Source organism: Microbulbifer sp. CnH-101-G (assembly GCF_052466775.1).
In genome coordinates this window covers 2,546,427-2,560,080 of record NZ_CP174292.1, presented here as the reverse complement: position 1 = coordinate 2,560,080, position 13,654 = coordinate 2,546,427, and the positions used below count along the sequence as shown (strand labels likewise).

The 13,654-nt window shown below is 46.3% G+C and carries 16 protein-coding genes; 6 read left to right on the top strand and 10 right to left on the bottom strand.

The window, feature by feature from the left end:
• Nucleotides 1-209 precede the first annotated feature (209 nt).
• The 3 genes from ACJJID_RS11220 to ACJJID_RS11210 all read right to left on the bottom strand — a co-directional run bounded on the left by ACJJID_RS11220 (nt 210) and on the right by ACJJID_RS11210 (nt 2,083).
• The gene (locus tag ACJJID_RS11220) at nt 210-1,277 is read right to left on the bottom strand and encodes a saccharopine dehydrogenase family protein (protein WP_444919566.1); all 1,068 of its coding nucleotides are present in this window, start codon (nt 1,275-1,277) and stop codon (nt 210-212) included.
• Between the two features lie 225 nt (nt 1,278-1,502).
• Complete coding sequence (locus ACJJID_RS11215) at nt 1,503-1,748, bottom strand: DUF1653 domain-containing protein (RefSeq protein WP_444919565.1); 246 nt, start codon at nt 1,746-1,748, stop codon at nt 1,503-1,505.
• Between the two features lie 14 nt (nt 1,749-1,762).
• The gene (locus ACJJID_RS11210; protein ID WP_152454316.1) at nt 1,763-2,083 is read right to left on the bottom strand and encodes a DUF3301 domain-containing protein; all 321 of its coding nucleotides are present in this window, start codon (nt 2,081-2,083) and stop codon (nt 1,763-1,765) included.
• 54 nt (nt 2,084-2,137) lie between these two features.
• On the opposite strand from ACJJID_RS11210, the gene ACJJID_RS11205 reads away from it, so the two are divergent.
• The 3 genes from ACJJID_RS11205 to tmpT all read left to right on the top strand — a co-directional run bounded on the left by ACJJID_RS11205 (nt 2,138) and on the right by tmpT (nt 4,555).
• Nucleotides 2,138-2,833 (top strand): SDR family oxidoreductase, encoded by a 696-nt coding sequence (locus tag ACJJID_RS11205; protein ID WP_172975406.1) that lies wholly within the window; start codon nt 2,138-2,140, stop codon nt 2,831-2,833.
• 287 nt (nt 2,834-3,120) lie between these two features.
• Nucleotides 3,121-3,648 carry a DUF1097 family protein gene (locus tag ACJJID_RS11200; RefSeq protein WP_444919564.1) on the top strand — a complete coding sequence of 176 codons (528 nt, stop codon included), beginning with the start codon at nt 3,121-3,123 and terminating at the stop codon, nt 3,646-3,648.
• Between the two features lie 268 nt (nt 3,649-3,916).
• A complete protein-coding gene (gene tmpT, locus ACJJID_RS11195) occupies nt 3,917-4,555 on the top strand; it encodes a thiopurine S-methyltransferase (protein ID WP_444919563.1) in 639 nt (212 codons plus the stop codon).
• A gap of 33 nt (nt 4,556-4,588) precedes the next feature.
• On the opposite strand, the gene ACJJID_RS11190 is transcribed toward tmpT, so the two are convergent.
• Together ACJJID_RS11190 and ACJJID_RS11185 are read right to left on the bottom strand one after the other, a co-directional pair.
• Complete coding sequence (locus ACJJID_RS11190) at nt 4,589-4,867, bottom strand: GIY-YIG nuclease family protein (protein WP_444919562.1); 279 nt, start codon at nt 4,865-4,867, stop codon at nt 4,589-4,591.
• A 79-nt stretch (nt 4,868-4,946) separates the two neighbouring features.
• On the bottom strand, nt 4,947-6,035 hold the full coding sequence (locus ACJJID_RS11185) for a PA0069 family radical SAM protein (protein WP_444919561.1): 1,089 nt from the start codon (nt 6,033-6,035) through the stop codon (nt 4,947-4,949).
• A gap of 127 nt (nt 6,036-6,162) precedes the next feature.
• On the opposite strand from ACJJID_RS11185, the gene ACJJID_RS11180 reads away from it, so the two are divergent.
• Nucleotides 6,163-7,311: an epoxide hydrolase family protein gene (locus ACJJID_RS11180; RefSeq protein ID WP_444919560.1), complete on the top strand. Its 1,149-nt coding sequence runs from the start codon at nt 6,163-6,165 to the stop codon at nt 7,309-7,311.
• A 34-nt stretch (nt 7,312-7,345) separates the two neighbouring features.
• Here ACJJID_RS11180 and ACJJID_RS11175 read toward each other — a convergent pair whose 3' ends face one another.
• The 3 genes from ACJJID_RS11175 to ACJJID_RS11165 form a co-directional block, all read right to left on the bottom strand.
• Nucleotides 7,346-7,546: a DUF1737 domain-containing protein gene (locus tag ACJJID_RS11175; RefSeq protein WP_444919559.1), complete on the bottom strand. Its 201-nt coding sequence runs from the start codon at nt 7,544-7,546 to the stop codon at nt 7,346-7,348.
• A 79-nt stretch (nt 7,547-7,625) separates the two neighbouring features.
• Nucleotides 7,626-8,108 (bottom strand): hypothetical protein, encoded by a 483-nt coding sequence (locus tag ACJJID_RS11170; RefSeq protein WP_444919558.1) that lies wholly within the window; start codon nt 8,106-8,108, stop codon nt 7,626-7,628.
• Between the two features lie 51 nt (nt 8,109-8,159).
• Entirely contained in the window at nt 8,160-8,636 is a 477-nt protein-coding gene (locus ACJJID_RS11165) for a hypothetical protein (protein ID WP_444919557.1), read from the bottom strand.
• A 141-nt stretch (nt 8,637-8,777) separates the two neighbouring features.
• Here ACJJID_RS11165 and ACJJID_RS11160 point away from each other — a divergent pair, with 141 nt between their 5' ends.
• Both ACJJID_RS11160 and ACJJID_RS11155 read left to right on the top strand, forming a co-directional pair.
• Nucleotides 8,778-9,392, top strand: coding sequence for a LysE family translocator (locus ACJJID_RS11160; RefSeq protein WP_444919556.1), 615 nt, complete (start codon nt 8,778-8,780; stop codon nt 9,390-9,392).
• A 749-nt stretch (nt 9,393-10,141) separates the two neighbouring features.
• Nucleotides 10,142-11,386: a cation:proton antiporter gene (locus tag ACJJID_RS11155; RefSeq protein WP_444919555.1), complete on the top strand. Its 1,245-nt coding sequence runs from the start codon at nt 10,142-10,144 to the stop codon at nt 11,384-11,386.
• A gap of 164 nt (nt 11,387-11,550) precedes the next feature.
• On the opposite strand, the gene ACJJID_RS11150 is transcribed toward ACJJID_RS11155, so the two are convergent.
• Both ACJJID_RS11150 and ACJJID_RS11145 read right to left on the bottom strand, forming a co-directional pair.
• Nucleotides 11,551-12,462: an alpha/beta fold hydrolase gene (locus ACJJID_RS11150; protein ID WP_444919554.1), complete on the bottom strand. Its 912-nt coding sequence runs from the start codon at nt 12,460-12,462 to the stop codon at nt 11,551-11,553.
• Between the two features lie 351 nt (nt 12,463-12,813).
• Nucleotides 12,814-13,434 (bottom strand): LysE family translocator, encoded by a 621-nt coding sequence (locus tag ACJJID_RS11145; protein ID WP_444919553.1) that lies wholly within the window; start codon nt 13,432-13,434, stop codon nt 12,814-12,816.
• Nucleotides 13,435-13,654: the final 220 nt, after the last annotated feature.

Below are 13,654 nucleotides of genomic sequence, written 5' to 3'. Positions count from 1 at the left end.
TTTGGCAGAAAAATGAACTTGTTGGGGTTTGCAAGATGAGACGGGGCAGGATTGGTTGGAGTGGCAGTTGAAGAAAAAGTGTGAGATTGCGCAAGGAGCGACAGCTCTTAGCTACTTGCATCAAAGAAAGCCGCAGAAAATAGCAGCTTTCACTAATAAAATTTTTTAGAAATAGAAGGTGTCGAAATAGAAGATATCTGTGACAGAGGTTAGGCGATCTTAATTTCGATCTCCCCGGAACCAGGCAATTTTTCTATCAGCTCATGGCCACAGAGTTTTGAGGGGGTGAAATATCCACCCTCACCCCGATAGTCGAGCAGATATTGCATGATTGCCAGAGAGCCGGACACGGTGACATCGTAGCCATTGGCAGTCGTGACCCGGCCCACTTTGCGTTCTCCGCGGCGGTCATTGCGTACCTCTCCCCAGACCCAGGTCTTTTGGCCTGCCCGACGCTCTTCACTGGGCCCTTGAACAGACTTGCTAACTTTTCCTTTCAACCAGCTCTGTACCCAGTTGGTGCGCAGCAGCCAACGAAATCCATTCAGGCGTTTTAACCTTTTTGCCCTTGTGGGGCTCATGGGAATATACGCTTCGATGTTCTGGATGCCAGTTGAATGGTAGGCCGTGGAAATATCCCCCCAGGGAATCGCGACAGCAAATTTTTCGCCTCGGCCATAATCTATGTGGCGGGTTAGTTGCCCATGGCCAATAGTTTCAATATTGCCATTGCGCCGAATGGCTCCCCCCATCCCGAGGCTTTCGATAGAAGTCTTGGCAGTGCCGGGGCTCAAGCTCGATTCGGAGTCAAACCCCAGTGCTAAGTGTGTGGCCGAAGGCATGGCTTTGTGCAGTGCGGCTGCCAGACAGTCGGTGGGAATAACATCGAAGCCCGCTCCTGGGCAGAGTACTATCCCGGCGGCTTTTGCTTCTGCATCCAACTTGTAGGCGGCCTCATAGACAGAAATTTCGCCGGTGATGTCCTGATAGTGGGTGCGGCTGTTAAGGCAGGCCCTCATCATGGGGGCGGCGGTTGTGGAGAATGGGCCGGCGCAGTGAATGACCAAATAGACGTCTCGTAAGCTGCGTTCCAGCACTTCCGTATTTTCCAGATTGATGGCCATAGCCGGGAGATCCAGAGCATCTGCCAGAGGCTGTAATTTTTGCGCATTGCGGCCGGCTAGGATGGGACGAAAACCCTGTGCTACAGCCTGACGGGCAATCAATTCGCCCGTGTAGCCGTAGGCGCCATAGATCATAATATTTTTGTTGTTCACCGGTGGTCCTTGTGGGTTCTAAAGCAGATTGACCGAGAGGGCCGTGCCTGTTTATCAGGCGTCATATTGTATTAACTTGCATTTGTTTCGGTCTGGTGGGGAAAGGTTATCCCCGAGAGGTGAAATGGCGCAAGATAGGGTTTGATAATCGAAAGGGTTTGTTATTCAGGCTTCTTTTTTTGACCTATGACCTATGACCTATGACCTATGACCTATGGCGCCTTTCTAGGGCTCCTTTTTTATGTGGCTGTTATCCATCATTTCGAAGGCTTTTTCTAGCTGGAAGCGGCGAAAGGTCTTCCCATTCTCGGAGAGCGTTTCGTTGAACATGTTGTATGGTCTAGCCGAAACAATACAGTTTCCATAGAGAGCGCGATAGATCACCAAAAGCTCTTCTGTCTCGCTGTGAATAGCTGTGTACAGGACTTCGTAAAGATTCCCTTTGTAGTGGCGGTAAAGGCCGGGCTTCATCAATAAATACCAAGTTAACTCAAATGGTGAGGTGACAGCTGCAGCTGCTCGATACGACGGCCATGGAGAACTGCCACACCGGAATAGCGGTGCTCTCCAGTGGAGGTGAATTCAAATTCATAGCTGCGTTGCAGGCTGATGTGGCCCCGCCGGTCACGCTTCAAGCGAGTGCGTGCCAACACCACGGTATCGTCGAGAAGCTGTACGCCCAATTGTTTACAGTGATTGGCTGCCGCGCGTCTCACTTGCTCTTTTGCCGCCATATTGGCCCAGATATACCAAGCCACAGCAGCCAATAACAGGAACCAGAGGAGATCGTCAGGTGAGTAGTACATTGTTCTACAGTTGCTATGATCGCGAAGCGCAAGAATAACACCGAAGGAGCAGCGATGTCTGGCACCATAATGATCACCGGCTGTAATCGTGGCATTGGACTTGAACTGACCACACAGTTTGCCCGAGATGGATGGAATGTGTTGGCCTGTTGCAGGAATCTTGAGAAGGCCACCGAGCTCAAATCACTGCAAGCTAAATACCCCCAAATCCAGCCCATTGAGCTGGATGTCACCGACTACGAACAAATGATTTCTCTTGGTAAGGCCTTGGAAGGAGAGCCTATCGATATCCTGTTCAACAATGCGGGATATTACGGCCCAAAAGGTATGGCATTTGGCAAAGTGGACCGCAACGAGTGGCGCAGGGTGCTGGAGTCCAACACGATCGCGCCCTATATGATGGCGGAGACCTTTTGCGATAATGTGGCGGCCAGCGATCATAAATTGATCGTCATGATGAGCAGCAAGGTGGGCAGTATCGCCGACAATCGCTCGGGTGGTGGCTATGTCTATCGAAGTTCCAAAACAGCCCTCAATCAAGTTGTAAAAAGCCTGTCAATTGATCTTCAAGACCGGGGAATCACCGTGATTGCCCTGCATCCGGGTTGGGTTAAAACCGCAATGGGCGGTCCTGGTGCTCTGATTTCAGCGGAGCAAAGTGTCACGGCCCTGAGAGAAATCCTCCTTCATGCGGGTCAGGACAAGAGTGGCCGGTTTTATAATTACGATGGCAGTGAAATCCCCTGGTAGCCTCTCTTTACCTCAGTCAACCACTGCTGATGACACATCGATGAATAACTGCGCTCTAGGCGCAGATATCCCTGAATTCACTCGCCTGCAGCATGCTTTGCAAGATTGGGCAAGGATGCGGAAGAAGTCTTCTACCCCGTGATTTAAAAGACGCGAGAAAATGCGCCTACTGGAGGGATGACCATAGCTTCTAACCCTTTTAGTGAGCCAACTTTCGCGTGGCGCAAAAGCAATTAGGCAAGGAACTGCAGGTTCCCTTTGAGTGCAGTTAAGAGAGAATGAAATCAATGAGCAGCGTAACTGAAAGCCTCAGAAACAGTAATGGGCCATCTCAGGAGCGTCTTTTTACTGGTTTGCGTATCTTGCTGAGCGGCTCCCTAGTGATTATTGCGGCCAACCTTACTGGTGTACCCACCTGGGTGGCAGCTTTGGGTTCTGTTACCTATTTTGCCAGGGGCGGTAACCTACGCGCCGGCAGCTATAACCTGGCTTGTGCGGTTACAGGGCTGGGGCTCGGTTTGGTCGCCACTGTGGCAACGACAGGCTGGCAATTAGAGCAGTCCTGGTTGGCTCTTCCAATGGCCTTATTACTGGCGGCTATAGGAGCCTGGGCGATGGGGCTGGTCACCGGAGTTGGCAACATTATCAGCTACGCAATGGGTATCTTAATTGCCTTTACAGCTGAGCTGCCAGCTTCTCTCGATAGTTATTTCCTGCTGATTACAGCTACTGCGCTCGGTGCCATGGTAGCGGGCTTGGTCGATTATTTCTGGCCAGGTAGGCTTTTTATCTCCGGCTCGACAGCCAGTGAATAGTTGGTTATAGCTCGTGAATGTTTTAGGACTCAGACTCCATTTTAAAAGTTTGTAAAAGAGATTCCTCAGAGGTAACGGTGATGTTCAAGTGCATTCTATTTACAGGCGCTTTTGCTTTTATAACTGCACTGGCGTTTACCGGTCCTGAGGTCTCTGTAGCAGAAGTAGATTCAGAATTGGAATACCTTTTATATTAGGACTAATTGATCTCTCAATGGTTTATCTGGTTAATCGGTAATAGCCTTAAGAATGCACATGGGGGTGCAACATGGAAGCGACATATTGGCATGATAAGTGGAAGAAAAATGATATAGGCTTTCATGAAGCCTCTGGAAACTCTTTGCTGTCTGAATTTTTTTCACAGCTTTGCCTGTCCAAAGGGGATAGAGTTTTTATTCCTCTCTGTGGCAAAACCCGTGATATCGGTTGGTTACTTTCCGAGGGCTATCGTGTTGCCGGGGCTGAATTGAGTGAAATGGCGGTACAACAGCTTTTTGAGGAAATGGAACTCACCCCCGAAATCGATCAGCTTGACAGCATTAAACACTACAAGGCAAAAAATATCGACATTTTTGTCGGGGATATTTTTGATCTGAGTGAGGAAATACTGCAGGAAGTCGATGGCATTTATGATCGTGCTGCCCTGGTGGCGTTACCGCAAGATATTCGCCCTGGATATACCCAGCATCTAATGGCCATTACAAAAGTGGCCCCTCAGTTATTAATTTCCTTTGAGTATGAACAGTCTGAGTTAGCCGGTCCTCCTTTTTCTATCAGCTCCCAGGAAATTTTTGATCGCTACGATGAGGAATATCAAGTGAAGATGTTGGCCTCTAGGGATGTACCCGGTGGCTTGAAAGGCCTTGTGCCTGCAAGAGAAGTGGCTTGGCTGCTCAGTAAACGCTAGCAACCCACAGCCTGGCAAAACCTTAGTGATTGATTAGTCGAGTAATATTGGTAATTCCAGGGCCCCGGCAATGAGCGCTTCTTTTTTTTGCTTGGGCCATTTCTTGATGGCGATTTCCAATTTTAGCGCCGAGGACTTGTCTCGAGTTTTTACCTGGTATTCGAGTGTGAGAGGTCCTTTGCCGCGAAGGGCCTTGGCTGCCTTGGTACCGCCGTTACTGTGCTCGGCAAATCGCCGTTGAATATCTTTAGTGATTCCCGTGTAAAGCGTACCACTGGAAGTGCGGATTAAATAAACAAACCAGGATTCCATCAAAAATATTGCCCGCTTAGAGGGATTTCCCTCGGTTCCTCTTTAGTTAATAGGCTTTTTTGTTAAAACCACGGCCTTTTCAAAAGAGACTCTGCTGCTCACCGGCTAGAGGAGGCGGCTTAAATTGGCTGCTATCTAGTGATAGACGCCGGTGATTTAACCCCAATTTCCTGATGGCGACAATAAACCGTTGACGGAGTAACTGGGCGAAAACTCCTGTACCCGTTCGGCGCTGGGAAAAGTCACTTTGATAATCCCGCCCACCGCGGCTTTGTTGTACCAGGCTCATCACATGGTCGGCTCTTTGTGGGTAATGTAGCGCTAACCACTCGCGGAAAAGTGGTGCCACTTCATGGGGGAGTCGCAGGAGGATATAGGCTGCCCTCTCGGCACCTGAGCCCCGCCCAGCTTTTAAAATCGCTTCCAGTTCATAGTCGTTGAGTGCCGGAATCATTGGAGCGGCAAGTACGGCAGCTGGTATCCCAGCCTTGCTCAATTGTTCAATTGTGCGCAGGCGGGCAGAAGGTCCCGCGGTACGTGGCTCCAGTTTCCTTTTGAGGTCCCTATCCAAGGTAGTCACACTAATTGCCACCTGGGCGAGGTTGTCCTGTGCCATTTCCGCCAGGATGGGGAGGTCCCGTAAAATCAGCTGGCTCTTAGTGACAATGGTGACCGGTTGTCGAAACTGCTGCATAACTTCAAGCAGTGCCTGGGTTATCCCCTTTTCCTTCTCCAGTGGTTGATAGGGGTCGGTATTTGCGCCCAGGGCTATGGGGCTGCATACATAGCTGGGCTTGCGTAGTGTCTGTTCCAACAATCTGGGAGCGTTCGCCTTAAAAAAGATCTTGCTTTCGAAGTCGAGCCCAGGGGAAAGATCCATATAGGCGTGAGCTGGTCTCGCGTAGCAATAGACACAGCCATGCTCACAGCCACGGTAAGGGTTGATAGACTGGGTAAAGGGGATATCAGGCGACTGATTGGTGGCGATAATCGACTTGGCCTTCTCTTCAATGGCGGTAGTCAGCAGCCGCTCAAGGGGCTCAGCCTCTGTTTGCCAACCATCGCTCTCCCGCGAACTGGTGTACTCGGCAAAACGACCAGTGATATTACTGGCGGCTCCGCGCCCTTTATGAAAGGGCTGTGGCTTGTCTGGTTCTATTTTTTTCATTGGAACTAATGGGCTGTATGTTTGTACAGTTTACGATTGCGATTTGGTACAAAGCAATGCCCAATCATATTTTGTGATTATCTATCAGCGGCTACTCAGTCATTATTTTTAAGGAAGATATCGACGAATGGCGCAAGTCAAACCTTTCAGTATTGATATACAGGAATCGCAATTGGCAGATATGCATCGGCGGATGAGGGAAGCCCGCTGGCCTGAGGCGCAAACCGTAGATGGTTGGGGCCAAGGTGTCCCTCTGGATTACCTCAGGGATTTATGCGACTACTGGTTAAATGAGTATGACTGGTTTGCCACCCAGCAGAGGCTGAATCAATATGACCAGTTTACCACGACTATTCACGATTTAGATATTCATTTCATCCATGTAAAGAGCAGCCATAGCAGTGCCACGCCAATTGTGATCACCCATGGTTGGCCCAGCTCCTTTGTTGAATTTCTTAAAGTAATAGGGCCTCTGACGGAGCCAACCCAATTTGCTGGAAATGCCGAGGATGCCTTCCATGTGGTATGCCCATCTCTGCCCGGTTTCGCCTTCTCCGGTAAGCCCGTAAAAACGGGGTGGGGTGTGCCCAGAATTGCCACAGCCTGGGATACTTTGATGAATCGACTGGGGTATCAATCCTACTTGGCCCAGGGAGGAGATTGGGGGCGGTCGGTGACTACTGAGATTGGCATTCAGAACCGGGGCGCATGCAAAGCTATACATATCAACAATCCCAAAGAGGAGCCAACCGCTGACGCCCTGATAAAGCCCAGTGAGGAGGAGAGAGAGGCTCTGGCCGGAATACGATTTTTCAATCGGTGGGATTCAGGTTTTGCCAAGGAGCAGAGTACTCGCCCTCAAACATTGGCATATAGCCTTGCGGATTCGCCTATAGGTCAGGCTGCCTGGATATTGGAGAAATTCCATCTGTGGACCGATTGCCAGGGCACTTTGGAGAGCATTTTTACCAGAAATGAATTGTTGGACAATATCATGCTCTATTGGCTGACAAACACAGCGGCTTCTTCTTCTCGATTATACTGGGAAAGCTTCGATATCCCTTACGGTCCTGATCAGGATAAGGTAGTGCAATTGCCAACCGGGGTCAGTATTTACCCGGGAGAGATAGTGAGAATTCCCCGCTCATGGGCTGAAGGTCGTTATAACAATATTTGCTATTGGAATCACTTGAAGCAGGGAGGGCACTTTTCCGCTTTTGAACAGCCAGATCTCTACGTCGAGGAAATTAGAGCTTGGAAGAGAAGCCTATTATAGGGCTCAAAAGCCCCTTCTCACCTTCTCAAAGAACCTAATAATCCCCTAGTGAGATATTTCCTTTAAAGTCCTCATTTGCAACCTCCTTGATAATAGCTTGACCCGCAAGAGTGCTCTCTCCATTAGAGGTGAACGTTGGGTTTCCATAAAGTTCCCACCCATTGTTAAGCGCCTCGGTAACACGTAAACAGAAATTGGAATCATCTGGTCCGGTAAGCAATCGGTAAAGTTTCATAGGTAATACTCTTTAGAGAGGTTGCTTGCATCCGAAAATATTTAAACAAGCAGAGTCTTTTAGCTAGGAAATCCTTGGTTCAGACTATTGGATGGCTACTGGGTATACTTTGAGTTTTAGTTGAAGGATTGTATTTGGCGGGCATGATTAACCCTGGTCGCTCATCATCCCAGATCATATTGACTATTTTCCATCTGTGGCCATCGTTGTAGAGTTGAATGCTGTTGATCCCTCGCTTGATAAACTGAGTTTTTTTACTATCTCTCCAGGCTTCATAGGTACTGAAAGCGTGGGCAATGTTGCCAAATGACTCGATAATATTGTGAGTTTCTACCTCATAAAAAGCTGCGTTTCCAACTAACCGCTGAAAGTTTTCAGGATAATCCTGAATGCTTAAAACCAGTGCCTGGGGATTGCCTTGACTGTCTATAGAGGTACGAATCACTTTGGCGTAGGGCGCAAATAGTTCCTGCTGTCTTTTCCAGTCACGAGTAAACCCTTCGGGGCCAGAGATAACTTGGTACAGCTGTGTAAGAATTGCTTGTATTTCACTGTTTGCCATTACTTTAAACGCCTTTTAATTGGCCTGTATGGATCGGTATTACCAATTAGCCTAGGTATTAGCTTTCACTAGCAAAGCATCGTGTATTATCTTTAGGTTCTGAGGGAAGCCATGATAGGATTTTCCAGCCTTCTGAAGTGTCTGCCAATGTATAAGTGCTGCACTGGTAACCCAAAAGCAGTCCTTCTGAGGTGTAGCGTTTAAGTAATATCGTAGTAACTGACATGTTCCCACCCTGAAAATGTGCTCAAAATTAAGAATTTCTGAATTCATATAGCCTTTCTTTGCCAGGGCATCGTGTATCTCAGAGAGTACTTTCTCCACTTGCTCAGAATCTTTCGGGGTGAGGATACGAGGGCCAAAAATAAAATGGGGAGATTCTGTGAAGAATCGAGAGGCTGTTCCTTTTATGTTATTCGAAGAGAGTTCTTTAATGAATCCTGTAATATGCTCTTCTGTCGAGGTTTTCGCATAGACATGAAAGTTGGTACATATCAACAAAATTGCCAGTAAAATGAATTTTTTCAACTTGAAACCCTTGGTGTGAATTGCCCGGAGTCATCTTTAGAGCCGATAATGGCTTAAGCTGGCCGATTGTGATTTTTTGATTGACAGCCTCAATAGCGACTTACTTTGAAATAATAATTTAATTACTACTGTGGAGTAAACATGTCCTTGTTCCTGGCTATGTTTGGATTTTCATTGACCATGTCGATTACACCAGGCCCTGTCAATATGGTGATCGTTTCATCTGGAGTGCAACATGGTTTCGCTCGCACCATCCCATTTGTGTCGGGAGCAACAATCGGTTTTACACTACTACTTGCCGCAATTGGTTTTGGGTTTTACCAAATACTGGAGAGCTATCCACAGCTATTACACTACCTAGCCATAGCTGGATCGCTATACGTAATCTATATGGGGTATAAAATTGCCAGTGCCCCTGCTGAGGAAATAGCGATTGATGAAAGATCTCTGCCGCGTTTTCACGAGGGTTTTCTTCTGCAATGGTTAAATCCAAAAGCATGGATTGCTTGTGTATCCGGTGTTGCTTTGTTTTCCAGTCCTCACAGTCAGTTAAGCCTGGTTTACTTTGTGTTTGTTTACTTTTGGGTTTGTTATACGTCGCTGACTCTATGGGCTTTTGCTGGAGATAAAATTCGACATCTGCTGGGCGGAACCTCTAGAATAAAACGGTTTAATCTGGTCATGGGTGGGCTGTTAATTTTATGTGCGGTATATTTACTGTATTCACATTTCTTACCTGGCCAGCAAGCCCTCTGACTGATTCAGTCTGGATATCCCCCTTTTTTCGCGGAGCCCCTTTTGTTCGCTTAGATAGATGTGAAGGATCACGTCCCCAAATTTTTGGTGATTCCTGTCGAAAAAGAAAGGGGGGGCAACTATCAGGAGGTGCGCCGTGTATCACCGTGCTTATTTTTTGTTATTTTATTGGGCGCTTCGGTTAGAAGGTCCGTTATTTGATCGGTTGCAAGATAGGTTGTATAGGCTATTTTTTGATAATGTTTATATCTTGCTAGACAAATAAGTTTTTATAATCTACAGCTATTGTTGATCTCCTACACCGCCGTGTAAATCCTCCTCGTTTCCTATACTAATCGGGTATCTATTTGCCATTACTGATTAGGGTTGTGGGAACCAAAATATGTTCGAAATTTACTACTGGGTACGGAGAAAGGATAGCTGGCGGCAATGACTGATTGGTCGATAGGTGTCATCCAGGTAGCCAGTTATATTGGTGTCTGTGGGCTTCCATATAGTGATGCCTTTCAGCCAGTCCTCTCTTGCCAACAACTATTGCACCCCCTAGCAGATTGTGTACAAACCACCACCCTTTTTAGTGAGCGTTCTAATTGTGAAGCAGTCTCGAAGTTGGTTTCATTATTTGATCAAGTCATATTCTTTTGAGAGTTATGCTGGAAGAAAGGCTGTTGGAGTGAAAATATCTTTAACTCAATAGATTTAAATTCTTAGGCGGTAGTAATACCCGGGCGCAGGCTGGGAGTATTTGTGTGAACGAGGTAGTCACTATTGTAGGGCAGGCGCTCTTCCTGGCGGTAGTAGCTGTGGTGGGGTTGGGTTTTTCTAGAATTCTAAAAATTGACAACACTTTGGGTTGTCTCTTGGCAGGTGTTCTGGCGGCCTTTTTATTGCCGGTGATTGATTATGATACTGGGCTAAGGGCAACCAGTTTAAGGGAGCTGGTTTTCTTTGTAATTCTTCCAGTCTTAATTTTTGAATCTGCTTGGCAGTTGGACCCATGGGTCTTAAAGCGTTGGATTGGTCCGATTCTATTATTCTCAACTTTGGGTTTGATCATTTGTGCTTTCTTGATTGCTGCAATTACTTACTATGGTATTGGTCACCCAGAGGGCTTTCCCTGGATAGCAGCCCTGTTGACCGGTTCAATTCTGGCAGCGACTGACCCAATATCGGTAGTGAACAAACTTCGTCAGGAAAAAACAGGGGAAGATTTACTTGCCCTTGTTGAGGGGGAAAGCTTATTTAATGATGCGGCGGCGGTGGTGTTCTACTCTTTAGTGCTTGGCCTGGCTACCTATTCCATTGTGCAATCCACTGGTGCTGGAGCTGAAGCTCCGTCATTAAGTGTTGGTTCAGTCACCTTATATTTCTGTATGATATTCTTTGGCGGAATTATTGTGGGTTTAATTTTAGGCTTGCTAACCACCTTGGTTATTTTGTTTCTGCGAACACCGAGTGCGGCATTAATGACTCTGGTGATTGTCGCTTTTGGTAGTTTTTACCTGGCTGAGAATATTCTGCATGTATCCGGTATTATTTCTGTAATGACCTGTGCCATAGTGGCGCGAGCCTGTCTGCGAAAACAAAGAAAAACTTATTTGGTTGATGCTGAGCCAACCTGGGAGTGGCTTGGGTTGCTGTTTACCTCCATTATCTTTGTGATTATGGGGTTGGTCATCACCTTTGAAATGTTTACTCATCAGTGGTTGGCAATGCTAATCGCCACAGCTGCAGCGCTTGGTGCACGAGCTCTTTCCGTTGTCTTGGTGGCTCCTTTAACCCGCTTTGTTGGCCCCCCAATTTCTAAACCCTGGAGGTTGTTGATGAGCTGGGGAGGTTTGCGCGGAGTGATTGCTGTGGCCCTGGTGCTTTCTCTTCCCGTTGAACTACCTTATTGGTGGACGATTCAATCTATGGTGTTCGGTGTGGTGTTGTTCTCCTTGTTAGTGCAGGGAACTACCAGTGGGCGCTTGATAAGAAAGCTGGAGATATAAGCTATAACCGCTTGAACTATATTCTTGGAAATGAGGTAGAGGGTAAATTGGGGGTAAATCTCCGATTTTTTGACACCGATACCTAAATAACTATAAGGATTGTGCTTTTTCTCTATACTTGTTTGATGTCCATAATTTATCTATTTTTCCTTCATTGGCCAATTTTATGAGTGTAATTCCTGCAGGAGGGAGGATTCGAATGAGATAAATTGGTTGGCTGTCATTTTTGGAGATTCGATCATAGGTAAGTGTCCGATATTCTCCATTAATTTCAGTTTGGAGCCGGTTATTTTTCTTGATAGGTTGATACCTGCTTCCGGATGGAGGATTCTATCTTTCTCGCCCCAGGTGATTAAAGTGGGTTTGGGGAATCCTTTTAGCCGGGTGTCTAGTGGAGATGAAAATTCAATGTTTCCTGCTTTGATTTTATGAATATCTTTAAATATCTTGTGGTGTAGTGAAAAATTTTCCTTGGCCGATTTTGATAGCTCTGAAACTGCAAAGCCAGGTATAAAGGGTCTTTTGTGAAACACATGATCTAAGAGTACTTCGTAATCCTCTCGTCTTTTTGTCAGGATCACAGGCAACTCATTGCGCAAAATCTGTTCGAACATTTCACTATTGGGAGAATCTTGCACTCCAAGAGGGTTCAGAAGCCATAAGCTTATTGTTTTTTCTGGATAGGTTGCAGCATAGTTTCCTGCTATGTATCCACCCATTGAATTGCCGGCAAGGTGAAATTGTTTTAAGCCGATTGCGTTAACAAAGCTGTTCAGGCGCTGAACTTGGGACTGTACATCATAGTCCAGTCCCGGGTTCTTAAAACTCTCGCCAAATCCAGGTAAATCGAGCGCAATGATTTGAAAGTGACGAGTTAAATATCTGGCTAAACGTACCCAATTATCTTTGTCGGCCCCGAATCCATGTAAGAAAATTAGGGGGGTTCCAGATCCACCTTGCAAGTAACTAATCCTACCTTCTTCAATGTCGATTGTTCGAAAATTCAGGCCTGATATTTTTCTTTCTGCAAAAGCTCCAAGCCGAAAAAGAATAGAAGTAAAGGAAGCTGGCTTCATTGTGTTTCTTAAATTTGACGTGCTTTTATTGGGAAATCGGTGTGTGCCCCCTCAGCTATTATGCTTAGCATTGACTGCAATTAGTAGTGTGAAGTCAATAGCTGATTAGTCTGACGGCTGTAATGTTTTTCAATGTTAACAGGGATATAAATATCATCAACCAGAAATGGATGATGTTGCCCTGCTTTGGCGCGTAATTCTTCATTAAGGGCGGCAATAAATCTCTACCAGCTTGTGAATGCAGGGGCTGTAGCTTATGGAATATAACATAACCTATATCTATAAGCTTATAATGAGCTCACATGCTTCCTATATTTCAACTTTAAGGCAGTTGATTAATACTTTTCTTATTTAATCGATCATTAAGGTTGGGTTGTCTAATGCGAGCCAAATTGCCACCGAGAGCAAGCTCAAAGAAAATAGCATACCCTGTATTCTTTGGGCTCTGGCATTTGTAGCAAGTTTTGCCAGTGCATTTCCGAATACGATCCAGCATAGGTGAGTTGATAAATTGAGAATAGTCATTAATGCAATTAGCGTTAGAATGCTTTTTGTGGATTCATTTTCAAGATTGGGTGCAAAGATAGAAAACATAGTAAATGTAATGATCCAGCCTTTAACGTTCAAGGTTTGAATCAATATCCCATTCCAGATGGAAACCTCAGGCGCTTTAGTTTGACTTTTTACTGATTTAGGTTTTGCAAAATGATAGGCAAGATAGATTAGATAAGTCACTCCTCCAGCCTGAAGTAACTTCAAGGCGATTGGGTAATGTATCAACCAAGCCATTAGGCCAAAGCCGACAAGAAAGCCTTTGACAATAAAAATCAAGTCGATGCCGGCTAGTAATGGCAGTGATCTGCGTATACCCAGGCTGGCACCGGCTGCGGCGAAGGTGATATTGGCAGGGCCCGGGCTAAAGATAAGTGGAAACATAACAGCTAGCCACGCAAGAAAAAATTCCATGCTCATAAGAGGCACCTTTGTCAAACATTTAGCAGTCGCCAGCTGGGGGTTTTGTAAACTACTTTGCTGGCGGTGAGGAGCGAGTCTAAAGAATGCGGCTATTACCTTCTTGTACAAAATTGCACTAAGGAGCCTCTGAATAATTCCAAGTAGATCGGGCAGAATAGCTTATCTACCAAGTCTATCTGCAAAGAAGGTACTCTCTATGAAATAGAGCTCAAGCACA

What these genes read in the sequence shown, in the direction of transcription:
- ACJJID_RS11215 (WP_444919565.1), bottom strand. Translation starts at nt 1,748, where the DNA reads ATGAAGCCCGGCCTTTACCGCCACTACAAAGGGAATCTTTACGAAGTC.
- ACJJID_RS11210 (WP_152454316.1), bottom strand. Translation starts at nt 2,083, where the DNA reads ATGTACTACTCACCTGACGATCTCCTCTGGTTCCTGTTATTGGCTGCT.
- ACJJID_RS11205 (WP_172975406.1), top strand. Translation starts at nt 2,138, where the DNA reads ATGTCTGGCACCATAATGATCACCGGCTGTAATCGTGGCATTGGACTT.
- ACJJID_RS11200 (WP_444919564.1), top strand. Translation starts at nt 3,121, where the DNA reads ATGAGCAGCGTAACTGAAAGCCTCAGAAACAGTAATGGGCCATCTCAG.
- tmpT (WP_444919563.1), top strand. Translation starts at nt 3,917, where the DNA reads ATGGAAGCGACATATTGGCATGATAAGTGGAAGAAAAATGATATAGGC.
- ACJJID_RS11190 (WP_444919562.1), bottom strand. Translation starts at nt 4,867, where the DNA reads ATGGAATCCTGGTTTGTTTATTTAATCCGCACTTCCAGTGGTACGCTT.
- ACJJID_RS11185 (WP_444919561.1), bottom strand. Translation starts at nt 6,035, where the DNA reads ATGAAAAAAATAGAACCAGACAAGCCACAGCCCTTTCATAAAGGGCGC.
- ACJJID_RS11180 (WP_444919560.1), top strand. Translation starts at nt 6,163, where the DNA reads ATGGCGCAAGTCAAACCTTTCAGTATTGATATACAGGAATCGCAATTG.
- ACJJID_RS11175 (WP_444919559.1), bottom strand. Translation starts at nt 7,546, where the DNA reads ATGAAACTTTACCGATTGCTTACCGGACCAGATGATTCCAATTTCTGT.
- ACJJID_RS11170 (WP_444919558.1), bottom strand. Translation starts at nt 8,108, where the DNA reads ATGGCAAACAGTGAAATACAAGCAATTCTTACACAGCTGTACCAAGTT.
- ACJJID_RS11160 (WP_444919556.1), top strand. Translation starts at nt 8,778, where the DNA reads ATGTCCTTGTTCCTGGCTATGTTTGGATTTTCATTGACCATGTCGATT.
- ACJJID_RS11150 (WP_444919554.1), bottom strand. Translation starts at nt 12,462, where the DNA reads ATGAAGCCAGCTTCCTTTACTTCTATTCTTTTTCGGCTTGGAGCTTTT.
- ACJJID_RS11145 (WP_444919553.1), bottom strand. Translation starts at nt 13,434, where the DNA reads ATGAGCATGGAATTTTTTCTTGCGTGGCTAGCTGTTATGTTTCCACTT.